23 protein-coding genes are annotated in these 21,879 nt (G+C 63.7%); 9 read left to right on the top strand and 14 right to left on the bottom strand.

Translation table 11 applies throughout. The features are described from left to right. Nucleotides 1–192 precede the first annotated feature (192 nt). Nucleotides 193–2,088, bottom strand: coding sequence for a DEAD/DEAH box helicase (locus tag QUH67_RS32270; protein ID WP_300943820.1), 1,896 nt, complete (start codon nucleotides 2,086–2,088; stop codon nucleotides 193–195). A gap of 314 nt (nucleotides 2,089–2,402) precedes the next feature. Between QUH67_RS32270 and QUH67_RS32275 the strand changes: the two genes are divergently transcribed. Continuing rightward, the gene (locus QUH67_RS32275) at nucleotides 2,403–3,122 is read left to right on the top strand and encodes a DNA-3-methyladenine glycosylase I (protein WP_300943822.1); all 720 of its coding nucleotides are present in this window, start codon (nucleotides 2,403–2,405) and stop codon (nucleotides 3,120–3,122) included. A 2-nt stretch (nucleotides 3,123–3,124) separates the two neighbouring features. Here QUH67_RS32275 and QUH67_RS32280 read toward each other — a convergent pair whose 3' ends face one another. Next, nucleotides 3,125–4,357 (bottom strand): rhodanese-like domain-containing protein, encoded by a 1,233-nt coding sequence (locus tag QUH67_RS32280; RefSeq protein WP_300943824.1) that lies wholly within the window; start codon nucleotides 4,355–4,357, stop codon nucleotides 3,125–3,127. 166 nt (nucleotides 4,358–4,523) lie between these two features. Between QUH67_RS32280 and QUH67_RS32285 the strand changes: the two genes are divergently transcribed. Beyond that, nucleotides 4,524–5,447 (top strand): LysR family transcriptional regulator, encoded by a 924-nt coding sequence (locus QUH67_RS32285; RefSeq protein ID WP_300943825.1) that lies wholly within the window; start codon nucleotides 4,524–4,526, stop codon nucleotides 5,445–5,447. Nucleotides 5,448–5,573: 126 nt separating this feature from the next. On the opposite strand, the gene QUH67_RS32290 is transcribed toward QUH67_RS32285, so the two are convergent. Together QUH67_RS32290 and QUH67_RS32295 are read right to left on the bottom strand one after the other, a co-directional pair. Next, entirely contained in the window at nucleotides 5,574–6,176 is a 603-nt protein-coding gene (locus QUH67_RS32290; protein ID WP_300943827.1) for a thiamine pyrophosphate-dependent enzyme, read from the bottom strand. Beyond that, on the bottom strand, nucleotides 6,173–6,739 hold the full coding sequence (locus tag QUH67_RS32295; RefSeq protein ID WP_300943829.1) for a thiamine pyrophosphate-binding protein: 567 nt from the start codon (nucleotides 6,737–6,739) through the stop codon (nucleotides 6,173–6,175). Before QUH67_RS32295 ends, QUH67_RS32290 begins: the two co-directional genes overlap by 4 nt. Nucleotides 6,740–7,060: 321 nt before the next feature. On the opposite strand from QUH67_RS32295, the gene QUH67_RS32300 reads away from it, so the two are divergent. Next, nucleotides 7,061–8,803, top strand: a complete 1,743-nt coding sequence (locus tag QUH67_RS32300) for an ATP-dependent Clp protease adaptor ClpS (RefSeq protein ID WP_300943831.1) — start codon at nucleotides 7,061–7,063, stop codon at nucleotides 8,801–8,803. A gap of 34 nt (nucleotides 8,804–8,837) precedes the next feature. Here QUH67_RS32300 and QUH67_RS32305 read toward each other — a convergent pair whose 3' ends face one another. After that, nucleotides 8,838–9,122, bottom strand: coding sequence for a hypothetical protein (locus tag QUH67_RS32305; RefSeq protein WP_300943833.1), 285 nt, complete (start codon nucleotides 9,120–9,122; stop codon nucleotides 8,838–8,840). A gap of 128 nt (nucleotides 9,123–9,250) precedes the next feature. On the opposite strand from QUH67_RS32305, the gene QUH67_RS32310 reads away from it, so the two are divergent. Next, nucleotides 9,251–10,213 carry a VOC family protein gene (locus tag QUH67_RS32310; RefSeq protein WP_300943835.1) on the top strand — a complete coding sequence of 321 codons (963 nt, stop codon included), beginning with the start codon at nucleotides 9,251–9,253 and terminating at the stop codon, nucleotides 10,211–10,213. A 96-nt stretch (nucleotides 10,214–10,309) separates the two neighbouring features. On the opposite strand, the gene QUH67_RS32315 is transcribed toward QUH67_RS32310, so the two are convergent. From QUH67_RS32315 to QUH67_RS32345, 7 genes are all read right to left on the bottom strand, one after another. Further along, nucleotides 10,310–10,444 (bottom strand): hypothetical protein, encoded by a 135-nt coding sequence (locus QUH67_RS32315; RefSeq protein ID WP_300943837.1) that lies wholly within the window; start codon nucleotides 10,442–10,444, stop codon nucleotides 10,310–10,312. A gap of 63 nt (nucleotides 10,445–10,507) precedes the next feature. Beyond that, nucleotides 10,508–10,747: a hypothetical protein gene (locus tag QUH67_RS32320; protein ID WP_300943839.1), complete on the bottom strand. Its 240-nt coding sequence runs from the start codon at nucleotides 10,745–10,747 to the stop codon at nucleotides 10,508–10,510. A 234-nt stretch (nucleotides 10,748–10,981) separates the two neighbouring features. After that, nucleotides 10,982–11,224, bottom strand: a complete 243-nt coding sequence (locus QUH67_RS32325) for a hypothetical protein (RefSeq protein ID WP_300943841.1) — start codon at nucleotides 11,222–11,224, stop codon at nucleotides 10,982–10,984. A gap of 43 nt (nucleotides 11,225–11,267) precedes the next feature. Then, on the bottom strand, nucleotides 11,268–12,560 hold the full coding sequence (locus tag QUH67_RS32330; protein ID WP_300943843.1) for a glycoside hydrolase family 130 protein: 1,293 nt from the start codon (nucleotides 12,558–12,560) through the stop codon (nucleotides 11,268–11,270). A gap of 42 nt (nucleotides 12,561–12,602) precedes the next feature. Next, nucleotides 12,603–14,888, bottom strand: coding sequence for a glycosyltransferase family 4 protein (locus QUH67_RS32335; protein ID WP_300943845.1), 2,286 nt, complete (start codon nucleotides 14,886–14,888; stop codon nucleotides 12,603–12,605). Further along, nucleotides 14,885–15,820 (bottom strand): class I mannose-6-phosphate isomerase, encoded by a 936-nt coding sequence (locus QUH67_RS32340; RefSeq protein ID WP_300943847.1) that lies wholly within the window; start codon nucleotides 15,818–15,820, stop codon nucleotides 14,885–14,887. Before QUH67_RS32340 ends, QUH67_RS32335 begins: the two co-directional genes overlap by 4 nt. 187 nt (nucleotides 15,821–16,007) lie before the next feature. Next, nucleotides 16,008–16,814 (bottom strand): transglutaminase-like domain-containing protein, encoded by an 807-nt coding sequence (locus QUH67_RS32345; RefSeq protein ID WP_300943849.1) that lies wholly within the window; start codon nucleotides 16,812–16,814, stop codon nucleotides 16,008–16,010. 193 nt (nucleotides 16,815–17,007) lie between these two features. Between QUH67_RS32345 and QUH67_RS32350 the strand changes: the two genes are divergently transcribed. From QUH67_RS32350 to QUH67_RS32370, 5 genes are all read left to right on the top strand, one after another. Continuing rightward, nucleotides 17,008–17,274, top strand: coding sequence for a hypothetical protein (locus QUH67_RS32350; RefSeq protein WP_300943851.1), 267 nt, complete (start codon nucleotides 17,008–17,010; stop codon nucleotides 17,272–17,274). Then, nucleotides 17,271–17,570, top strand: a complete 300-nt coding sequence (locus QUH67_RS32355) for a hypothetical protein (protein ID WP_300943853.1) — start codon at nucleotides 17,271–17,273, stop codon at nucleotides 17,568–17,570. The genes QUH67_RS32350 and QUH67_RS32355 overlap by 4 nt, the downstream gene beginning before the upstream one ends. 76 nt (nucleotides 17,571–17,646) lie before the next feature. Continuing rightward, on the top strand, nucleotides 17,647–17,829 hold the full coding sequence (locus tag QUH67_RS32360) for a hypothetical protein (RefSeq protein ID WP_300943855.1): 183 nt from the start codon (nucleotides 17,647–17,649) through the stop codon (nucleotides 17,827–17,829). 35 nt (nucleotides 17,830–17,864) lie between these two features. After that, nucleotides 17,865–18,143, top strand: a complete 279-nt coding sequence (locus QUH67_RS32365; protein WP_300943857.1) for a DUF1488 family protein — start codon at nucleotides 17,865–17,867, stop codon at nucleotides 18,141–18,143. Nucleotides 18,144–18,241: 98 nt separating this feature from the next. After that, nucleotides 18,242–19,717: an amidase gene (locus QUH67_RS32370; protein WP_300943859.1), complete on the top strand. Its 1,476-nt coding sequence runs from the start codon at nucleotides 18,242–18,244 to the stop codon at nucleotides 19,715–19,717. 9 nt (nucleotides 19,718–19,726) lie between these two features. Here the strand turns inward: QUH67_RS32370 and QUH67_RS32375 are convergent, their stop codons facing one another. Beyond that, nucleotides 19,727–19,915: a restriction endonuclease subunit S domain-containing protein gene (locus QUH67_RS32375; protein WP_300943861.1), complete on the bottom strand. Its 189-nt coding sequence runs from the start codon at nucleotides 19,913–19,915 to the stop codon at nucleotides 19,727–19,729. A 433-nt stretch (nucleotides 19,916–20,348) separates the two neighbouring features. Then, nucleotides 20,349–21,878 carry an ABC transporter substrate-binding protein gene (locus QUH67_RS32380; protein ID WP_300943863.1) on the bottom strand — a complete coding sequence of 510 codons (1,530 nt, stop codon included), beginning with the start codon at nucleotides 21,876–21,878 and terminating at the stop codon, nucleotides 20,349–20,351. Nucleotide 21,879 lies beyond the last annotated feature (1 nt).

Here is a 21,879-nt window from a genome sequence, read left to right on the forward strand (position 1 = left end):
GCCAATCCGCGATGGTATTTCGGCGATGTCAGGCGTTCCACGGTCGCGCCGCCGACAGGCCCGTCGCGGTCAGCACGATCGCGTCCGCGCCCACTTTTTAATGATAGCGGCCGTCGCGTTCGCGTCGGGTGAATTTCAGTTGAGCGATGGCGTTGACGCTCAGGCGCCGTCCTCGCCCTCGCGATTCACTCGCTACCCGCGAAACTTCTTCTTTTTCTTCTTTCCGAGCGCTGGCTTTGCAGACGCGCCATTTTCTGGCCGCGGCCGTGCCGCGTGCGCCTGCTCGCCCCGATCCCGTCTTTTAGTGTCGTAATGCGCCTTCTTGTCGAACGCCGGCTTGTCGAAGGCCTTTGCGTTTTTGCCGTGCGGCTTCGGCTTCCATTCCTTCTCGCGAGCCTCCTGGCGAGGGGCATCCTGGCGCGGCGCATCCTTCATCGCCTCGATCCGGATGTTGTCCTCCTTGTCGGGGCGGCGGATTTGCGCCGCGAAGCGGTCGGCGGCGCGGGCGGAAATCTCGAACTCGGTGACCGTATCCAGAATGCGGATGGCCCCGATGTCTTCCTTCGTGATGCTGCCGCGGCGGCATATCATCGGCAGCAGCCAGCGCGCCTCGGCATTCTTGCGGCGGCCGATCGCAGCACTGAACCAGACGGTATCCTCCGCCATGCGGTGCCGCGGCGATGATTTGGCGGGCTTCGATCCAGGCTTCGATCCCGGGCCGGCCTCGCGATCGGTCCTCTCCCGGGCGCGTTCCGCACGTGATTTCACACGATCCTCGGCGGGATCGAGGATATCCTCCGGCGACGGCAAGCGCGCACGATAGAGCCGCGCCAGCGCCGCGGCGATGTCTTCCGCCGACCGCTCGGCGAGCATCGCCTGTGCGAGCGCCTGATCCTCGGGCGTCGTTTCCGCCGCGAACAGGTCGCCGCGCAGCATCCGCTCCTGATCGAGCTTGCGGATTTCATCCGGTTGCGGCGCCAGGCCCATGGCCGCATCAATCCCGGCGAGCTTGAGCAGCATTTCGGCGCGACGACGCCGCGCCGGCGGCACCAGCAAGATGCTGACGCCCTTGCGGCCGGCGCGCCCGGTGCGCCCCGAACGGTGCTGCATGACTTCCGGATCGTTCGGCAGGTCGGCATGGATGACGAGGTCGAGATTCGGCAGGTCGATGCCGCGCGCTGCGACGTCGGTCGCCACGCAGACGCGGGCGCGACCATCACGCAACGCCTGCAGTGCCAATGTCCGTTCGTTCTGGGTCAGTTCGCCCGACAGCGCCACCACCGAGAAGCCGCGCTCCAAGAGCGTCGCCTGCAGATGCCGGACGGCGTCGCGGGTATTGCAGAATACCAGCGTGCCCGGTGATTCGTAATAACGCAGCAGATTGACCACGGCGTGCTCGACATCGCCGGCCGTGATCCGGATCGCGCGATATTCGATGTCGGCATGGCCGCCCTCGTCGCCCGCGACTTCGACACGAAAGGCATGCTGTTGATATTCCTTCGCCAATGCGACGATGCCCCGCGGCAGGGTCGCCGAGAACAGCAGCGTGCGGCGATCCTCCGGCGTGGCCTTCAGGATGAATTCCATGTCCTCGCGAAAGCCGAGGTCGAGCATCTCGTCGGCTTCGTCGAGCACGATCGCCTTCAATTCAGAAACATCGAGCCGGCCGCGCCGCAGATGGTCGCAGAGCCGCCCCGGCGTGCCGACCACGATATGGGCGCCGGCGGCGAGTTCGCGCTGCTCGCGGCGCGGATCCATGCCGCCGACGCAGGAGACCACGCGGGCATCGGCATATTGATAGAGCCAGGCGAGTTCGCGATGCACCTGAAGCGCCAGTTCGCGCGTCGGCGCGACGATCAGCGCCAGCGGCGCGGCGGCGCGCTCGAACCGTTCGGCGCCGTCGAGCAGGTTGTTCGCCAGCGCCAGGCCATAGGCGACCGTCTTGCCTGAGCCGGTCTGCGCCGATACCAGCAGGTCGCGGCCGGCGGCATCGTCGGCGAGCACGGCGGTCTGGACCTGTGTCAGACGATCGAAGTTGCGTTCCGCCAAAGCTCGGGCGAGCGGCGGATGGGTGGGCAATAATGTCACGAGATATCAGACCTCAGGTTGGCTCTATCAGCCGGAAATGTTGAATACCGCCTCGAACCGAAATGGCTCGAGGCTTGCGCGTTTCACAAAGCGCAGCCATGCGGCCTGACCGATTTCACTGAGGTTGCGGGTGCTTTAGGCGAAAACCAGCCCGGACGCCATCCATTCTTTGCAGGTCAGGCGATCACTTCTGCGACGGTTAACGCTTCAGGCGGAATGGAGCGACGCTGGGAATCCGGGAATGATCGGTTACACTGCCCATTTGAGGCGTTTTACGCCTGTTTTGACTTCAGCTGCGCCATTGATGGGGACACGTGACCGCGTTCAAGACCATTCGCGCCCGGGCCGAAAAGCGCAAGGGCGGGCCCAAAGCGCTCGCCAAGCTACTACCGGCCAGGCCCGACCCGAAGGCGCTCGCCCGGCTCGGCGACGACCGGATTCTCGCCGAAATGACCAAGCGGGTGTTTTCGGCGGGGTTCGCCTGGAGCGTGATCGAGAACAAATGGCCGGGTTTCGAAAAGGCATTTCTCGGCTTCAAGCCGGGACCGCTTTCGCTGAAGCCGGACGAGTTCTGGGACGACCTGATGAAGGACACGCGCATCGTCCGCAACGGCGCCAAGATCATGTCGGTGCGCGCCAATGCAAGTTTTGTCCGCGACATCGCCAAAGAACACGGCAGCTTCGGAAAATTCCTCGCCGACTGGCCCTCGTCCGACGAGGCCGGGTTGCTCGAACTGCTGGCCAAGCGCGGCAGCCGGCTCGGCGGCAACACCGGTCAGATGATGCTGCGCTTCATCGGCTGGGACGGCTTTGTCACGTCACGGGACGTTGTCTTTTGTCTGCGGGATGCCGGACTCGATATCGCGGAGACCGTCACCTCCAAGCGCGACCTCGCCAAGGTGCAGGCGCAGTTCAACGCGTGGGCCGAGGAAAGCGGCCTGCCCTACGTGCAGATTTCGCGGATCTGCGCGCTGTCGATCGGCGAGAATTACGCGGCCGAGAAGCTGGCGAGCATGGTCGGCGCGGAGGAATAGCTTCAGATCACGAAGAAGCCATGCGTGCCATCGCGGCGGAGTTGTTCGACGAGGCCGTATTCCCAGTCGAGATAGGCCTGCATCGCGCTTTCCTTGACGTCGGTGCCCTCATAGGGACGGCGATAGCGGTGCGATGGATCGGGCTTTGGGATCACAAGCGGCGGACCGATCTCGAGCTTGCCGTCATAGCGGCCTTCGAGCACATAGACCTCCCATCCCATCTGTGCGAGCCACGACGCGGTCATGTCAGCGCGTACGCGCAGATTGTCCGTGAGTATGATTCGCGCGCCGCGCACCGGGGCCGCCATGTCGATCTCCTGCACCAGTTGCCCGCCGGGATAATGGCGGAAGCCGGCGAGATGACCGGCGGTGAATTCCTCCTCCGAACGCACGTCGAAGAGATAAAGCGTGCGGCCGGTCTGCGCCCGCAACCCCGCCATCTCGGCCGCGCCGATGTGCCGTACGCCGGCGCGATAGGCGACATCGCGCGCATTGGCTTCGCCCCCTGCGATGGCACCGATCTCGCCGCGCTTGCTGGAGCCGTGATCGAGCGTCTGCTTGGCCAGCGTCCAGCCGATGGTGCCGTTGCGCAGCGCCCGCACCCGGTTGGTGACGCCGGCATTGATCAGCGACTGGGTGCCGATGATCGATCGGGTGCGGCCGGCGCAGTTGACGATGATGGTGGTGCCGGGATCCGGCGCAGCGCGGCCCGCGCGCAGCACCAGTTCCGCGCCCGGCACGCTGATCGAGCCTGGAATGTTCATGGTCGCATATTCGTCGAACCGGCGGACGTCGAGGATCTGAATGTTCGCGCCCTCGGCGATCAGCGCTCCGACTTCCTCGGCTGCCAGAGACGGCGTGTGGCGGCGGTGCTCCACCAGTTCGCCAAAGGCTTTTGCATATGAATTGACGTCCTGGAACAGTTCATAGCCCGCCTGTTTCCAGCCCTGCAGCCCGCCGTCAAGCTGGCGGACGTTGGTGTAACCCGAGGCTTTCAAGCGATCCGCCGCCACGGCCACCAGACCTTCGCCGTCATCATAAAGAACGATCGGCGCGTCCTTGCGCGGCAGCCGCGCTTCGGCTTCCAGCCCGATCCTGTCGGCCGCCATGTTGGCGGCGAACAGCGGATGGCCGGTGGCAAACGCGGCCTCGTGCCTGACATCGAGCAGCGCGATTTCCTCGCGCAGCAAAAGCGCCGTGCGGATTTCGGACGGGGTGACGGACGGCAAGGTCATGTATCGGGAATTCCAGGCGTGGATGGTATCTCCATGATTAGCAGCATCGGCTGCGCCCCGTCACGCCCGCCAGCGCATTAACTCTCATGTCATGGGAGCATTGACTAATCGCGCGGGCTGGCCCGAAACCGCATATGATGCCCGCCGAATGAGTATTTAGGCCCCGATGGACCTCAAACAATTGCGCACCTTCCGCGCTGTAGCCGAGCTCGGCAGCCTCAGCAAGGCGGCGGACCGGCTGCGTGCCGCCCAGCCGGCGCTGAGCCGGCACATCAAGCTGCTTGAGCACGAGTTGCGCGTCGAGCTGTTCGTGCGCAACGGCCGCGGCATGCTCCTGACCAGCGCCGGACGGATGCTGCTCGACCGTACCACCGGGTTGATCCGCCAGATCGAGCAGGTCAGCGACGACCTCAAATCGGCGAACGGCAATCCGTCGGGCCGCGTCATCCTCGGACTGGTGCCGACGGTGAGCGCGGTACTGTCCGGACGGTTCGCCCGCCGCGTCATCAACGAACTTCCCGACGTCTCGCTGCGTATCGTCGAGAGTTATGGCGGGCATCTGGTCGAGTGGCTGCATCGCGGCGAAATGGATCTAGCGATCATCTATGGTCCCGCGGTGGATCTGCATCTTCAGGTCCAGTCGATCGGCCGCGAGGATATCGTTGCCGTCGGGCCGCCGGGGTCGGGGCTCAGCAAGCGCAAACAGGTCGACCTGAAATGGCTGGTGAAGCAGAGGCTGATCCTGCCCAGCATCTCGCACGGCCTGCGGGCGCTGCTGGAAAAGGCGCTGGCGCGCGAGAAGCTGAAGCTCGATGCCATGATCGAGGTCGATTCCTATCGCGCGCAGATCAGCCTGATGGAGGAAGGGCTCGGCTACACGCTGCTGCCGCCGTCCGCCATCCGCACGGAAGTGGCGGCGAAACGGCTGGAGATGGCGGCCGTCAGCCCCTCCGTGTCGCGCGAACTGATCCTGGCTTCGCCGATCGCCCATCCGCCGTCGATCGCAACGACGACGATTGCGACGCTGATCGTATCCGAGATTCAGCAGCTCTCAAAGGAAGGCTTCTGGAAGATCAACATGACGGAGTAGCGCTGCACTCTCTCGTCGTCATGGCCAGGCCTGTCCCGGCCACCCCACGCTTTGCTTGCGCGAGGTTCACCTTGAGACGTCATGCCCGGGACAAGCCCGGGCATGACGTCGTGCAGGTGGCACACCTCAATTAAACAGCGATTCGTCCCCGAGCACCGATTGCCGGAACCGCGACGTCAGGATGACGCCGTCTGCCGGCGGCATCACGAACGGGAGCGCTTCGGGATTGATCTTGATCTGGGCGAACGCCGTTCCGCGCCCCTCATGGGCGAGTTCGCGCAACTCGGTGACTTCGGCCATGGTGCGGACGATGCGCGAGGTGCGGATGCCGCAGGCGGTGGCGATCGCCGCAAGGTCGACGCCGGAAGCCGTCGGCGTCTTCTGCATGCCAGTCTCGCCGAAGCGCTCGTTGTCGAGCACGGCGATGGTGAGGTTCTTCGGCGCCTCCACCGCGATCGGTGCCAGCGAACCGACATTCATCAGCAGCTCGCCGTCGCCAGTGATGACCAGCACCTTGCGCTTCGGCTGCGCCAGCGCCAGGCCGAGCCCGATCATCGACGCGCCGCCCATCGCGCCCCATAGCGGGAAATTGTTGGCATGATCGCCGGCGGCCGAGACGTCCCAGTTCGGCGCGCCGAGGCCGGCAATGACGAGCAAGTCGGCACGGTCGCGAACCAGTTCGTTGACGACGTCGCGGCGGTTCAGCAGTGCGTTCGGGTTGGCGGTCATTTGCGGGCAAGCTCCTTGAAGTTCTTGGCACCGAGGACGCGCTGTCCGAGCAGGACCGCGACCGGCTTCCAGGTGTTGAAGGCGAGGTGCGCCGCGCCCTGCACGGTGGAGGCGACCAAATCAGGATCGTCCACCTTGTTCACGATCACGCCCATGGCTTCCAGCGAGGGGCGCGTGCCCTGCCCCATCGGGATCTGCCATGGATTGAACTCGCCCCAATCGCCGCGCATGGTGACGATCATCAGCAGCGGCATGTGGCAGATCACCGGTAGCGACAGCATGTTGATGCAGTTGCCGACGCCGCTCGACTGCAGCAGCAGCACGCCGCGCTCGCCGCCGAGCCACGCGCCCGCCAGCATCGCCACCCCCTCTTCTTCCGTCGTCAGGGTAACGACGCGCGTCTCAGGGTCGGCCTCGAAGGAACGGATCAGGCGGCTGTGACCGGCGTCCGGCACCATGGCGACCTGGCGAATGCCGGCGTCCTTGAGCACGCGATAGATTTCATCCGGCCATGTCGGCAGCGGGGCCTGCGCCGCGCTCCCCGCTTTTGCTGCTTCCGCCATCGGGCTCCGTTTCCTCTGCGATTCCAGGTTCGATTGACGCGAACCATAGATCGCCGCAGGGGGTTGAGGAATTTGAATGTGAGCATGGCTTGTATCGCGAAATTGAAAGGCTTGGTGCACCACGCTCCTCCATTTCGTTGAGGTGCGGGCGCACGCTTGCGCCGCGTGCGTTGCCGCATTCATTGAGGACGACGCGAAGCAGTGACAGCTGGTTGGATGGCCGACGCAACCAGAAAAGATTCTGACAACCTCAACGCGAATTGTTCTTGATTTGTTCCATTTTGTCAGGCAGGCTGAACAAGCTCATTCAGGAGTTTTTCGATGGACCGCGTTCAACCTGGTTACGTTCAGCTCGTTCTTCATGACAACGAGGACACCCCGCAGGATTATGTCATCGGCCTGCTCCGCTCGGTATTCGGTCAATCGCCGACCGACGCCTTCGAGGTGATGGTCACCATCGAAAAGCGCGGCAAAGCAGTTTGCGGCACGTATCCGCGCGCCGTCGCTGAGGCGCTGTTGCAGGCGGCATTGGAACGAATCAGGGCATCGGGCCATCAGCTGGCGATGACCGCCCAAGCCGGCGATGACCTCGGCAATGATCGCTGCAAGCTGTGCGGCAATTTCTCCGAACATCCGCTTCGTTTGGTACGCAAGACGGCGCTGGTTTGCGACGACTGTATGCTGGCGACCGCGGAAGAACTCGGCGTCATCAAGGAAACAAGGCGATTCGACTTTGCTTGTACCGCCATTGAGTGGCATTTCGCCGGCTTCTCCCCGGATGATTTGATTTCAGCGTCGCGTCAGTTTCCCGGACACATGCGCGCCGACGTTCAGACTGCGGTCGACCAATTGTTCTCTGGTCAGCGCGGCAGGTTTTTCGGCATTCAGGAGTATCACCGCTACGATACCCTCACCTTTGCCGCGCTGACGAGGCCCGGACACAGCGCGCATGCCATCGCGCCGGCGCAATACCATGATGTGGAGGTGGGTGACGCCGAGCCGGTCAAATGCCTCGACAATGGACTTTGGCTTTCTGACGCCGGGGACTTGCGATATGCCGTCGTGCTCTCCGCTCATCGCGAACATGGAGAGGAAGCGGGTGTTCGGATCGAGATCGCGGTGCCCTCCGGAGAGACAGGCGCAGAGTTCGTGAGACTCTGCTTCGCGGCCATCGAGGACGCGGTCAACGCCGCGAACTGCTACCGGGGCAAGGTCCTGTCATTCGATGGCGGCGCCAACTATCGTGGCAGATCGCGCGGCCTGATGGTGCACAGGCTGCCGCCCGTCGAACGCGCCAACGTGATCCTGCCCGAGACGGCACTGAAACTGCTCGACCACAACATTCTCAACTTTGTGGAGCGCCGCGCACAGCTGCGCCTGCTCGGTCAGTCGACCCGCAAGGGAATCCTGCTCTACGGACCGCCCGGCACCGGAAAGACACACACCATTCGCTACCTCGCCAGCAGCTTGCCCGGCCACACGACATTGATCATCACGGCTGCGCAGGTCGCCCTGCTCGGAGCCTATATCAACCTTGCTCGCTTGTTGCAGCCGGCCATGGTGGTGATCGAGGATGTCGACCTCATCGCACGGGATCGCGAGAGGATGGGACCGTGCGAAGAATCCATGCTCAACAAGCTTCTCAACGAGATGGACGGGTTGAAGGAAGATGCCGACATCCTGTTTGTCCTCACGACCAACCGGCCCGAACAACTCGAAGGCGCACTGGCTAACCGGCCCGGCCGGATCGATCAGGCGATCGAGATTCCGTTGCCCGATGATGCCGGCCGACGCAAGCTGGTTCAGCTCTACGGCAAGGGTCTGCGGCTCGACGAAGCCCTGATTGACGAAGCCGTCCGGCGAACCCGGGGCGTCAGCGCCGCCTTCATCAAGGAATTGATGCGGCGTACCGCGCAGGCCGCCATCGGCCGGGATGGCGGCACGGCCATCACGTCAGCCGATATCGGTGAAGCGCTCGATGACATGCTGTTCGCGAGCGGCAAGCTCAATGTCAAATTGCTCGGAGGGGCACTCGAAATGGCGCAGGCGGCAGCCGCGGTGTGACAGGTTCGATGCGCATTGGCGGGCCGAAAGGATATTACTTCGGCTTGGAATCCGGCGGGCAGTTCGGGTCGACCTTCAGCGGCTTGCCGCCGCTCTGCACGGTCGGCGCAGCCGAGTTGGATCCGCCCGCCTCGGGCAGTATAGCGCTCTTCTCGACGGACATTGAATTGGCGGTCTTTTCCTCGCCTCTTCCCGTTGTCGCAGCTGACGACGTGGTGCAAGCCGTCTCGGGCTTGGCGTCCGAGGCGCCGGTGGTCTGGGCGGCCGCGGCGCTCATGCCCAGCAGCCCGGCGACGATCAATACCGCGACCCGCGTCATCATATTCTCCGGCCTAAATGGATTACCCGGACCAAACGTCCGGCCCCAGCGATGGTTCCGGAACGACCATCGCGGCATTGCGACAACCCGCCGTCACGCCGTATGTTGCGGCATCCAGGGAGCCCTTGATGACCATCGATCTCACCCGACGCACGCTGCTCCACCTCGCCGGCGTCTCATCGCTGACCGCGGCAGCTGTTGCCGCAGCGCGGGCCGAGGGCACGGCGGGCGGCGGGCCGACCTTTGCCAACCGGACGCCGATGCGGGTCGGCATGGTGACGTTGCGCGTGCGCAACCTCGATCTCGTCGCCGATTACTATCGCGACGTGATCGGCCTCACCGTGATGGCACGCTCCATGATGGGCGCGCTGCTCGGCGCGGGCGGCGTGCGGCTGTTGAACCTGCAGCGGCGGGAAAGCGCGCCGCGCGAGACACGCAACGCCGCGGGGCTCTATCACACCGCGTTTCTGATGCCGACGCGAAAAGACCTCGCGCGCTGGCTGGTGCACGCCGCCGCCAACAAGGTTCGGCTATCCGGCTTCGCCGATCACCTCGTCAGCGAATCCGTCTATCTCGACGATCCCGAAGGCAACGGGATTGAAGTCTATGCCGACCGCGCCCCCGATACCTGGAAATGGGACGGCGGCTCGGTCGCGATGGCAACCGACCAGCTCGACATCGATGGCCTGCTGGCGCTGACGGATACGCGCGCACCCAATTATGCCAAGGCGCCCGACGATCTCAGGATCGGCCACATGCACCTGCGCGTCGGCGACCTCGAACAGGCCGAGCGCTTCTACGGCGGCGCCATCGGCCTGGATCCAACCCGCAAGCGCAGCGGCGCTGCGTTCCTGTCTTCGGGCCGCTATCACCATCACCTCGGCATCAACGTCTGGCAAAGCGCCGGCGCCGGCCCGCGCGACAGTACCTCCATGGGCCTGGCGTGGTTTTCGCTGGAGATCGCGGCGGAAGACATTCTGCAGGCGCAGACGCAGCGCCTGCGGCAGGCGGGCGCGCCCGTCACCGCCATCGAGAACGGCATCGAAACCTCGGACCCTTGGGGCACCCAGGTGCGTCTTGTCAGTGTCTGACGCTTCGGACAGGCGTCGATGGGCGGCGCAGCCGGTTCGGATTGTCCCTGCCGGCAAGCCGGAAATGGGAGCTGCCTTCGCCCGAGACCTTGAACCTTATTTCTTCTTGCCGGTACCCAAGGTCGGCTGCCAGCCGCCGGCCTTCTGGCTCGGCGCCGCGGCAATGACCTTGATCTTCTCCTTCTTGGGCTTCTTGGTTTCCCGATTGCCTTTTTGCTCGCCTTTGGCCATGTCGATCTCCCTGGATTGCTGGTGTGCCGGAACTGAATGCTACTGGTCGGTATAAGTCATCGATCAAAGACGAGGCGGGTCGAGATCGTACCTGACCTTGAAAGTCGTGATCAGATCGAGCGTGCGGGTACGATAGAAATTGTCGGCCTCCGAGACCGGCCGGCTGATGCTCGCGCTCCATCCGTAAGCATCGTCGAACACAAACATCGTCATCCCCAAAGGCCAGGGACCATGGAGGCTCCTCGCCTGCTCGACAATCATGTCTTGGAGTTCCTCGGCGGTCTTGGCGGCTCTGATGTTCATGGTTTGCCTCCGCAACCTGTTGAAGGCGAGCGGCTTGCAAACCCCGTCACCAATAGACGCTGTCGAGAACGCGGTGATGACTGACCCTAGGCTCGCGTCGCGGGAATAGCGAGCGCTAAAACGCGGTGGAGACACGCGCACCGGCTGCCGCACTCGCCTTTGCTCTTCACCAACCCGCATCGCGATTGCGGAAGCATCGCTGACGCAATCCCGTCACGACCAATGCGGCGCATCTCAATCGAAGCCCGATGGCAGCTCTCCCTTGCGGAAAATGACCGTCGGCTCGTCATCGTAGTCACCCATCTCCGCATCGCCGGTGGATGAAAAGGCAACGACGCCGAGCTTGCTCAAGGCCAGCCGCTCCGCGGTCCGAAGGGCGCCGGTTGCCGTCTTGCAGGCAATCGGCGCGTCGGCCTTCAGGCTTCCGCCCCGCCCGGCGTTGAATGCCTGCACGAAATAGCTTGTTTCGCGAGCCATGGTGATCTCCCTTGAGAATACACGCAGCACCGCATCTCTGGATTCAGGACATCGACCGCATCAATTCTGAGATCTGCATTGTCGCAAAGTTGGAGTACGTGTCCGACACGGCATAAGGCAGGATGAGCTGATCATTGTGCGCCATCGCTCCGCAGGTATAGACGACGTTGGGGACATAACCTTCGCGTTCGGAAAGCTCGGGTCGCAACAACGGCTCCTTCGAACGCGCCAGCACCCTGGATGGGTCGCGCTTGTCGAGCAGCGCCGCGCCGATCGAATATTTGCGAACCGGGCCGACACCGTGCGTCAGCATCAGCCAGCCTTCCTCGAGTTCGACCGGAGATCCGCAGTTGCCGATCTGAACGAACTCCCAGGGAAATTGCGGCTTCAGGATCGCCTGGCCCTCTTCCCATCTGTACAGATCGTCGGAATAGAGCAGATAGAGATTTTCATTGTCCTGTCGCGCGATCATGGCGTACCTGCCGTCGATCTTGCGCGGAAACAACGCCATGCCCTTGTTGTGCGAGGCGGCGCCTTGCAACGGCGTCATCTTGAACGAGAGGAAGTCGGCGGTCTCGATCAGTTCCGAACGGATCGCAGTGCCTCGGTAGGCGGTGTAGGTCGCGTAATAGGTCGTGCGCCCTCCGTCGCTGAACTGGACGAAACGCGCATCCTCGATTCCGTTCGCCTGGGATTCCGTCACCGGAAAGATCACGCGCTCGCTGATGTCCGTCGCCGGCTCGAAGACGATTTCGACATTGTCGCCGATCGGCCCGGCGCCTCGATGCGCGATACGAGGGCTCGTGGCGAGCCGGGCCGTCGGATCGACGCTGATGCTGCCATCCGCCGCGATGACACCCGAGCGAAACGTCAGCGACGATACGTGCCCTTCCCCAACAGCGCGAAGACTCAGAATGAAACGCAGGTTGCCTTTGGGAATATCCGACTGATCGGGGTGCGGAACGATGCTCGGATTGAACAACGCCGATGCTTCAAAGGAGTATTCGTTCAGGAAGTAGGCGCCGATCAGCTGACGCTGCACGTCGGAGAATCCGCGGTGCGCCATCAGCGCCACTTCCATTTCATCGGCCCGCCGCTCAAACGTCTCCAGCAGGTTGCGATGACGGCCCTGGAAATTCTCCAGCACATCGGCCAGTTGCCCGGCCGCGACCTGCGGATCGAGATTGAGAACCCGCTCCACAATATGGTTGGCGCGGGTCTTGTCGGTCGGGTTGAGATCGCGCGGTTCGGTCGTCGGCTTGAACGGACGTACGATCACCCGCGCGGGATCGGGCCTTAAATGGAGCGCCCGCCGATTGACAAAAGTGGCTTGCAAAACGGTGACCTCTGTTGGCTTTTGGGTGGCTGGACGCTTCACTCAGGTACCGGTGGCGCGAAGCGCCACGGGATTCGTCGGGTTGATACTGGCGCGCGCAAGCTGGCGCATGTCGGCCAGTGCCAGCAGATACGACACCACCGATTCGCCGCCACGATTTTCATTGGCGCGGTCCGGATGCAATCCATCGCGACAGCTGCCGGTCTCGGGGTCGACCAGCGGAACCGACAAGTCGTTTCCGCCGAAGAACCAGAAGAAGACCCCGGCCGCGGTGGATTTCCATTCGACGTCGCCGTCCGCGCGCCACGCCGTCAGGCAAGCTGCAATCGTGGCGGTGGCTTCCACCGGCTGCTGATCGAATGTCCCGGGATGTTTCCGATGTTCGCCGAAGCTCGTGGTACCCACGGGACGGAAAAACCCGGTCGACGACGTCTGCAGCGTCATCAGCCAACGAAGGGTTCTCAGGCCGGCATCGACATAGACGGGGGTTCGGGTCGCAAGGCCGGTCGCAATCAGCGCCTGCGGCAGGCGAGCATTGTCATATGCCAGGACTTCCTCGAACCAAACCCAGTCCGGCGTTTCGACCAACGCAAGGGCAGACAGCAGCGTATCGGCGAGAAAATGCCTGACCTCACGGGCGCGCTGATCCTCTGGAACCGCGGCGCAGTAGCCGTCCAGGCCGAGCAGCGTGAAAGCGATGGCGCGAGGCGAGCGAAACGCCGCGCCGGTCGAGAGCGCCTCGGCGAACAAGGCCGCGGCCCATCGGCGACGCGACCGGCTGGCATCCTTGCGCGCGCATTCGCCAAGGGCCCACAAGGTTCGCCCGTGACTGTCCTCGGAGCCTTCATCTTCCAGCCAGGTTCGGTTGAAGCCCATGAAGTTCCGGAACCGCCTGGCATCGGCATTCCAGGCATGCTGCACAAAGGCGGCGAAGCGCCCGGTTTGGCTTTCCGAAAGCGGCTTCTCGCCCGGCTCGTTGAGCGCGCAAGCCAGCAGCAAGGCGCGGGCATTGTCGTCCACGCAATATCCATGCGCACGATCAGGCACCGAATGTACGGCGTGCTGGAACAGCCCGGTATCGTCGCACATCGATAGGAAATGGCCCAACTGCATGTCCGGCACTTCGGGGCCGTGCGGGGCGATCGCGTCCGGGGCCGCGCGCGCAATCACCTTCAGCCGGTGGCCTTGCCGGGCATTTTCGAAGGCGGTCATGTACCGCTCGGCGGTACGCTCCCATGTCATCGACCGGCTGGTCGCGTAGGCGCGCTCGCGCATGGCTTGCCGGCGCGGTCCATCCGTCAGCAATGACGCGATTTCGTTGCCGGTCTCCGCCGGGTCGCCGAAGGCGACGAGCACGCCGCGGCCGTCTGCCAGCAGCTCGCGCGCATGCCAGTAAGGCGTCGAGACCACCGGCTTGCCCAGGCCGAAGCTGTAGGCCAGCGTGCCCGATGTCATCTGCGCCTCGTTGAGATACGGCGTGACATAGACGTCGCACATGGAGATGAATTCGAGCAGCGTGGATTGATCCACGAACTGGTCGAGGAATACGACGTGGTCCTCGACGCCGAGCTTGCGTACACGCGCCATCAGGCTGCCGCGATAGGCTTCGCCCTGGTCGCGAACCAGATTGGGATGCGTCGCTCCGAGCACCACGTAAACCGCGTCCGGCCGTCTTTGCAGGATCGAGGGCATGGCGTCGATCATGACCTCGATGCCCTTGCTGGGAGACAGCAGGCCGAACGTCAAGATCACCGACCGGTCGCTATATCCGAGTTTGGCCTTTGCCACGTCCGGCGCGACGAACGGAAAATCGGGAATGCCATGGGCGATGACTTCGATCTTGTCGTCCGGCACGCGATAGACATTGCGCAGCAGTTCGCGGCCCTTGCTGGCCATCACGATAACTTTCGACGACAGCTCGACAATACGTTCCATCACCGCGCGCTGCGCCGCCGTCGGCGCGGCCAGCACCGTGTGCAGGGTCGTGACGACCGGCATGGTCAGGCGGGACAGCAGTTCCAGGATATGAGCCCCGGCGTCACCGCCGAAGATGCCGAATTCGTGCTGCAGGCAAACGATGTCGAATCGGCCGGCATTGAGAAACGCCGCGGCGCCGACATATTCCTCGATGCTGTCGTCCTTGATCTGCCAGGCGACGGAATCGGGATAGTCGTAGCTCTGCCCGTGGTCGGTCATTGCCACGATGCAGGTTTGCAGGTTTGGCCGCGCATTGGCGATCGCGCGCTGCAAGTCGGTGGAGAATGTCGCGATACCGCAGCGGCGAGGCAACGAATTGCCGATGATTGCGATCTTGCGAAGCGGCGTCATATTTGTGCCTCGGCAAGGCGCGTGAGCTTCGACGGCTCGACGGCGGCGGCCTGATCAGGTTTGATCGATTGCCCGGAGAGCTTGTGCAACAGCGAGCCAATTGGCTCGCTTGCAGGATAGGTGACGAGAGCGGTCAGCCCGCTGGCACCGACTTCGATGCTGTTGCGGCCGCCGCTGACAAAGACCGCCTCACCGATTGACATCGCGGCCAATCCGATCGCGGCATGGCCGTCGAGCGCGAGAATCCAGGTTTCCGGGTCGGCGAGCAGCGCCCAGCTAGAACCCGAGGGCAGTTCAATCAGCTCAAGCACGAAATGCTGGCTGGCCACCAGGACGGTCCGCTCAGGAGTCAGGCGGGCGGCAGGACGTGGTGTCCGAAGCGGCCAGGCGTTTGCGACCGCTACGCCATTGTCGACGTGCAGTTCACGTTCCCGGCCGTAATCGAACAGCCGAAACGTGGTGTCGCTGCGCTGCTGAATCTCGGCGAGCACGATGCCGGCGCCGAGCGCGTGGATCGTGCCGGCCGGAATGAAGATCACGTCGCCTTTCGCCACCAGACGCCATTGAACCAGATCGACGATCGAACCGTTCGCGATCGCGGCGTACAATTCCTGTGGCGTGATACGTCGGTTCAGACCGACGCCGATCCGAGCGCCCGGCTCCGCCGAGAGGATGTACCACGCTTCGCTCTTGCCGTTCGGCATCCCCATCGCGCGCGCATAGGTGTCGTCCGGGTGGACCTGAATCGACAGCGGTGCGCTGGTGAAGAGCAACTTCACAAGCAAGGCAGGAGCCGGCGCATCGCCGTCAGCGCGGTCGAACCAGAGCTCTCCCACCGCATCTCCGGCCACATCGATGCTGCTCCACGGCTCGAGATTGCTGACACCCCAGGGCTTCGGCATGGCCCGCACAGACGCGTGTTCGATAGACATAGCGTCTCCTGACCCGTCACGCGCACGCCGAAGCGACGTGCCGCCGGTCGAAATGGTCCGCAGGATATGTGGCTTAAGCGTTGCGCCCGCCGGATCGCCTTGTGCGAAACCGAGTACGCTGTTGTTCATATGGATACTGCCGGCCCCAATAACAACCGCCATCGCGATCGGCAGGGCGCGGTTCTTCCTACGGAATCTCGTCGGTCCAAACCTTGAAGCCGACCAGCGTGTTTGGCCCGAAGGTCTGCGTGATCGGCACATCGGAAGCGTCGCGGCCCTGCGCGATCAGCACGCGGCCGATCCGCGGCTCGTTGTTGCGGGGATCGAAGGTGCGCCAGTGGCCGCCGATATAGGCTTCGAACCAGCCGGCGAAATCACCGACCGCCCAGGGTTTTGGCGTGCCGATGTCGCTCAGATAGCCCGTGCAATAGCGCGCAGGAATGTTCATGCAGCGACAGAACGCAATGGCCAGATGGGCATAGTCGCGGCAGACGCCCTTGCCTTCCTCATAAGCCTCCCACGCCGTCTTGCTGGCGCGCGCGTGCTCATATCCGAAGGCGATGTGATGGTGCACGAAATCGCAGATTGCCTGGACCCGCGCCCAGCCCGGCGGGGTTTTCTCGAACAATCGCCAGGCGATGTCCGAAAGCCGGTCGGTCTCGCAATAGCGGCTGCCGAGCAGATAGACCAGGGTATCCGCGGGAAGATCCTCGACCGCATGCTGAACCGCGGAAGCAAACACCGGATCCGGCAAACCGCTGTCGCGCACCACGCCATCGCCGGCAAGGCGGACGCGGCCGGCGGGCGCGACCATCCGGCTGCACCAGTTGCCGAACATGTCGCGATAGGGCGTGATCTCGACGACCGGATCTGTCGTGAGGAAGTCCGGCACGATGACATCGGATGCGCGGGTGAAGTGCATGCCGAGCACCATGATCATCGGTGTCGGTTGCGGAAAATCGTAGAGCATTTCGAATCCGACGCGAAGCTTCACTCGAAACGCCTTTCTAGCTGCTAAGTGCTCGAAGTGGCTATGAAAACGGCGAATACAAGCCGCGGCCCGGCTTATTCGATCAAATACGGCGCTATGCGGAGAAATCGATAGCTAATTGCCGCGAAAGCGCGCACGCTGTCACGATGTCCGAGAAACATCAGAACTTCGCGCGCCGGCTGGCCGGACTATCGGCATGACGACGCGCACCCGACGGGAAACGGTTCATTTCAGACATTCATTCCAGCTCAAGGGCGTCGACCGGCAACTCCCACCGGGAGCTTATGAAGTCATCGCCGACGAGGAGATGATCGAAGGCCTCTCGTTCCCGTGCTTCCGGCGGGTCGCCACCATGATCATGGTGCCCGGTGCACCGCCGCAACGGTCGTCGACGGAGATGATCTCGATCAGTTCGACCGACCTGTCCGACGCGCAACGCCTCGATGCGAGCGCGCCGCGATGACCGAGACGCCGATCGATCTCGACAAGCATCGCGGCATGGCGGCGCAGAAGGCCACCGATATCCGCCGCGTGATCGCAGACGTCGAGGCCAACGCGAAACTGCTGCGTGACAAACAGGGGGTCGTCGAAATCGAGATCCTTAGCGCGCCGGCCACGTCGTGGTCCGAAGCGGTGGCCAAGGCCCGTTATGTGCTCAACCTGTACGCCGCCGGCCTCGCGCCGACCGATACGCACCACCGCGACCTCGTGGCCGCCGTGCTCGCCGATCTCACCCGGCTTTCCGTGGAGGACAGCTGAACAAGCTCGGCTTGCGAGGCACCATCCTCACCATCCAGCCTTCCCGACAGGGAACGGCGTCAACCGAAGGTACCTGATGCAAAATCTCTCGCCACGTCATGTCATGACGGAAGAATCGCTTCGTCTCGGAGTGGAGTCCGGCTGGTATTCGACCAAGGTCAGTGGAACCTTCGTGTCGGGGCCACATTCTTCCGAAGCGGATTGCCTGCGCAGGATCGCAGAGATCAATCCGCCGCCGGTGACGAAAAGAAAAAGCTGACCGGCAAGACCGCACCGTTTCGGGAGGAAGCCCTGATGACCTTCGCGCGCGGCAACGTCCGAGGCTATGACGACGACCGGATGGTCCTGCTGTTTTCCATGATGGACGACGGCCGGGAAGTGCCCTGCGCCGTCAGTGCCGCGGCGATGGATGAACTGGAGCATGTGCCGCGGACGCCGGCCAACCGGCGCGAGGAACAGTTCGCGCGGCTGCGGGACCGAATCGAGGCCTGTGCGTCACGCAAATTCGAGGCGCGGGAGTTCGAAGGCACGCCCCCCGGCATCATCGTGCGCGGCATCGATTTCCGCTCGTGAACGCCCCGGCGGGCATAAAAAAGGGCGCGAGGGCCGGTTTGCGGACCGGCGCCTGATCATGTTTTATGGTCCGAGATATTTCTCAAAGGGACCGATGCATGAACTTGCCGATGAGCTGGGACGAATGGGCCGACCATGACGGCGTGGCGCTGGCCACGCGCGTCGCCAAGGGCGAACTGACGGCCGCCGAGCTGGCGGCGCAGGCCGCCGCCGGCATTGCCAGGGTCGACCCCGCGCTTTCCGGCGTCGTCGAAGTCTTCGAGGATGCGGTCGCAGACCCCGCCACCGACGGCACCAATCTGGACGGGCCGTTTGCGGGCCTGCCGTTCCTGATGAAGGACCTCGGTCCCACCATGAAGGGCCGCCTGCAGGAAATGGGCTCGCGCTATATGCGCGGCAACCGCGCCGCCGCCGACACCTTTATGACGTCGAAGATGCGCGGGGCCGGGCTCAATTTGATCGGCCGCACCACCACGCCGGAATTCGGGGTGTGCAGCTCGGCGGACAATCCGGAAGTTTACGTCACGCGCAATCCCTGGAATACCGACTACACCACCTGCGGCTCGTCTGCCGGGAGCGCCGCGATGGTCGCGGCCGGCGCAGTGCCAATCGCGCACGCCACCGATGGCGGGGGCTCGATCCGAATCCCCGCGGGCGTCAACGGCAATATCGGACTGAAGGTCTCGCGCGGTGTGTTCTCGCTGTCGCCGCTGATGTCCGACCTTTCCGGACTGGTCTCGATCCAGGGCTGCCAGTCGCGCACGGTGCGCGATACCGCGGCCTTCGTCGATGCCTGCCGCGGTCCGGCGCCGGGCGAGTTCATGCCGTTCTGGTCGCCGCCCGAGCCCTATACGCGGATGATCACGCGCGACCCGGCGCGGCTGAAAATCGCGCTGTCGCACCGATGGGGCGAGTACAGCGCGACACCGCATATCGCAGCCGAGCTGGAGAAGACCGGGCGCTTCCTCGAAGGCCTCGGCCATCACGTCGACTATGCCTTGCCGGAACTGGATTACCGCGAGGCCTTTGCCGCGCAGACCACCTGCTACATCAGCAATTTCGCCGTCGTGATCTCCAACATGCTGGCGGCGCGCGGACTGGACAAGCCGCCGGAAGACCTGATCGAGCCGATCAACATCCGGATCTGGGAGCATGGCCGCAACACGACGTACGCCGACCGGGCGCGGATGCAGGCCGTGTTCAACACGACGTCGCGCGGCTTCGGCAAGTTCTTCGAGGATTGGGATATCATCCTGACCCCGATCACGGCTTTGCCGACGCCGAAGGTCGGCACCACCGAGTATCTGACCATCAGCGACAACCCTGATGTGCTGGACTGGTTCGGCAACCTCTGGCGCAACTTCGCCTTCACGCCGCTCGCCAATCTCTGCGGCATCCCCGCGATCTCGCTGCCGCTCACCAGCCACGAGCATGGCCTGCCGCTCGGCATCCAGGCGATCGCAAGACAAGCCAATGACGGGCTGCTGCTGCAGTTCGCGGCGCAGATCGAACGCGCCATCGAAGGCAAGTGGAATGCAGGCGAACGCCCCGGCGTGCATGTGACGCGCGGCTGATCTAAGCCCTTATTGCGCTTGCAGCAAGACGACTGGCCCGGCCTCGTCGCTTGAGGTTTCGTGTTCTTCCCCGAGCAGAGCGTCGCGGGCCTGCTTGAGCCGCTTCAGGCTCGCCACGTTGATTTCACGCTTCTCGTCGAGCCGATTGAGATAGGACAGCGCGGCCTCGACCTGGGCGAGGTTCGGGACATGGTCCATGCTGTTCGATCCTTGCGCTGCGGGCTGATCGGCTTGCTCAAAGGCTGGCCTTGGGCGGGCGCCGCACTCGTACCATGCAGATGGCAGACCGATTGTGAAATCCATCACACGTGGCGCACGGCATTGTCGCTGGTGCAGCCGGCGGAGACCTTGGCGATGTCGCCCTCAAAGCCATCGCAGCCTCTCCCCGACGCGAGGCCAAAACAAAAACATCGAAAACAACCCCATGCACAGTAGGGATGTGCATGGAATCGCTAGCATTTTCGCGGCGGCTTGCGGCCACGGAATGGGCCCGTCATCCTGCCACTTCGCCAGAACGCATAGGGTGGGCGAAGTGCAGCGTGCCCACCCTCTTGCAGCGTGCTCGGTGAAAAATGGTGGGCACGTCGCTTGCGCTCCTTTGCCCACCCTACGCCACCTGCGATCGATCCCCCTACTTCCACTTCGCCAGATAGAAGCGCGGCAGTTCGTCCGGGTACGGGGTGAAATCGAGCTGTTTGGCGTGGCCGTAGGTCGTCACGTAGGTGTGCAGCGGCGCCCAGTAGGCCTGTTCGGTGATCCGCTTGATGACACCTGAATACGCTTCCTTGCGCACTTCCGGGTTGATGCTCGATCCGCCCTGGATCAGTCCCTTGTGGATGTCGGGATCGCGCGCGTAGTCGTCGGCGCCATTGTCGAAGAAGTTGGGCAAGAATGCCGAGACGTCGTTGATCGAGAAGCTGCCCCAACTTCCGAGATACATGCGCAACTCGCCCGCCTTGGCGCGCTGGATCAGCGCCGCGGTCTGCAGCTGGTTGAGCTTGGCGCGGATGCCGACGGCAAGCAGGTAGTTCTGGACCGCCGAGCCCCATTGCGGCAGCACGTAGCTGGCGAGCTCGACGTCGAAGCCGTCGGGGTAACCGGCCTCGGCGAGCAGCTTCTTCGCCTTCACCGGATCATAGTCGTAGGTCACCGCGGCTTCGGCGTCGCAGCCGAACTGCGACGGGAAGCATGGCGCCGCCGGCACGCGACTCCCGCCGGTGACGAGCTTGTCGGCGATCGCCTTGCGGTCGATCGCGTGCCAGATCGCCTGGCGCACCTTGTGCTTGGTCAAGGGATTGTCGGCGCCGGTGCGTCCGGCGGCATCCAGCGAGAGATAGCCGACGCGCATCGATTCCTTCCGCACCGCCTGCAGATGCGGCATCTTGTTGACGGGATCGAGCTGGTCCGGGTTCATGTTCCAGATCCAGTCGGCGCGACCGGCCAGCAGTTCGGTCATTTCGGTGGTGGCGTCGGGCACGAAGCGCACGCTCAGCTTCTTGATCGCGGGCTTGCCCTTCGGGCTGCCGGCCCAGTAATCCTCGAACCGCTCGAAATCGATGGAGACGCCCGGCTCGACCTTGGTCATCTTGTAGGGGCCGGCGCCGACCGGCGCCTTGGCGTAGCCTTCGGCGCCGACCTTCTCGCGATAGGCTTTCGGATAGATCGGGATCACCAGCGCGAAATATTCCAGCGCCGCGGGGTTCGGCCGCTTCAGCGTGACGCGGACCGAGAGGTCGCCGGTCTTCTCGGCCTTCTCGAGCCAGTTGTAGTTCGCGGGCGTCGACAATTTGCTGGCGGGATCGGCGATCAGGTTGATGGTGTAGACGACGTCGTCGGCCGTGAACGGGCTGCCGTCGTGGAATTTGACGCCGGGCCGCAAGGTGAACTCGATCGTGGTCGGATCCGGCTGCTTCCATTCGGTGGCGAGCAGCGGTTCGAGCTTGAACGTATCGGGGTTGCGGTAGACCAGCGCGTCCCAGCCCTGATGGTGCATCACCACGCCGGTGCGCAGATTGTTGTAATAGGGATCGATGTTGGGCAGCGCATCGCGCATCACGATCCGCAGCATGTCGGCCGATTTCTGGGCCGCCGCGGGCATCGCGGCGGCGCCGAGCAGCGCCATCGCCAGAATGGCCGCGCCGAGCCTGTTTTGCAGTCGCATA

This window comes from Bradyrhizobium roseum (assembly GCF_030413175.1).
Taxonomy (GTDB): domain Bacteria; phylum Pseudomonadota; class Alphaproteobacteria; order Rhizobiales; family Xanthobacteraceae; genus Bradyrhizobium; species Bradyrhizobium roseum.

Coding starts and splice junctions, on each gene's coding strand:
- QUH67_RS32280 (WP_300943824.1), bottom strand. CDS start 4,357: ATGACCTTGCCGTCCGTCACCCCGTCCGAAATCCGCACGGCGCTTTTG.
- QUH67_RS32285 (WP_300943825.1), top strand. CDS start 4,524: ATGGACCTCAAACAATTGCGCACCTTCCGCGCTGTAGCCGAGCTCGGC.
- QUH67_RS32290 (WP_300943827.1), bottom strand. CDS start 6,176: ATGACCGCCAACCCGAACGCACTGCTGAACCGCCGCGACGTCGTCAAC.
- QUH67_RS32295 (WP_300943829.1), bottom strand. CDS start 6,739: ATGGCGGAAGCAGCAAAAGCGGGGAGCGCGGCGCAGGCCCCGCTGCCG.
- QUH67_RS32300 (WP_300943831.1), top strand. CDS start 7,061: ATGGACCGCGTTCAACCTGGTTACGTTCAGCTCGTTCTTCATGACAAC.
- QUH67_RS32305 (WP_300943833.1), bottom strand. CDS start 9,122: ATGACGCGGGTCGCGGTATTGATCGTCGCCGGGCTGCTGGGCATGAGC.
- QUH67_RS32310 (WP_300943835.1), top strand. CDS start 9,251: ATGACCATCGATCTCACCCGACGCACGCTGCTCCACCTCGCCGGCGTC.
- QUH67_RS32315 (WP_300943837.1), bottom strand. CDS start 10,444: ATGGCCAAAGGCGAGCAAAAAGGCAATCGGGAAACCAAGAAGCCCAAG.
- QUH67_RS32320 (WP_300943839.1), bottom strand. CDS start 10,747: ATGAACATCAGAGCCGCCAAGACCGCCGAGGAACTCCAAGACATGATT.
- QUH67_RS32325 (WP_300943841.1), bottom strand. CDS start 11,224: ATGGCTCGCGAAACAAGCTATTTCGTGCAGGCATTCAACGCCGGGCGG.
- QUH67_RS32335 (WP_300943845.1), bottom strand. CDS start 14,888: ATGACGCCGCTTCGCAAGATCGCAATCATCGGCAATTCGTTGCCTCGC.
- QUH67_RS32340 (WP_300943847.1), bottom strand. CDS start 15,820: ATGTCTATCGAACACGCGTCTGTGCGGGCCATGCCGAAGCCCTGGGGT.
- QUH67_RS32350 (WP_300943851.1), top strand. CDS start 17,008: ATGACGACGCGCACCCGACGGGAAACGGTTCATTTCAGACATTCATTC.
- QUH67_RS32355 (WP_300943853.1), top strand. CDS start 17,271: ATGACCGAGACGCCGATCGATCTCGACAAGCATCGCGGCATGGCGGCG.
- QUH67_RS32360 (WP_300943855.1), top strand. CDS start 17,647: ATGCAAAATCTCTCGCCACGTCATGTCATGACGGAAGAATCGCTTCGT.
- QUH67_RS32365 (WP_300943857.1), top strand. CDS start 17,865: ATGACCTTCGCGCGCGGCAACGTCCGAGGCTATGACGACGACCGGATG.
- QUH67_RS32370 (WP_300943859.1), top strand. CDS start 18,242: ATGAACTTGCCGATGAGCTGGGACGAATGGGCCGACCATGACGGCGTG.
- QUH67_RS32375 (WP_300943861.1), bottom strand. CDS start 19,915: ATGGACCATGTCCCGAACCTCGCCCAGGTCGAGGCCGCGCTGTCCTAT.
- QUH67_RS32380 (WP_300943863.1), bottom strand. CDS start 21,878: ATGCGACTGCAAAACAGGCTCGGCGCGGCCATTCTGGCGATGGCGCTG.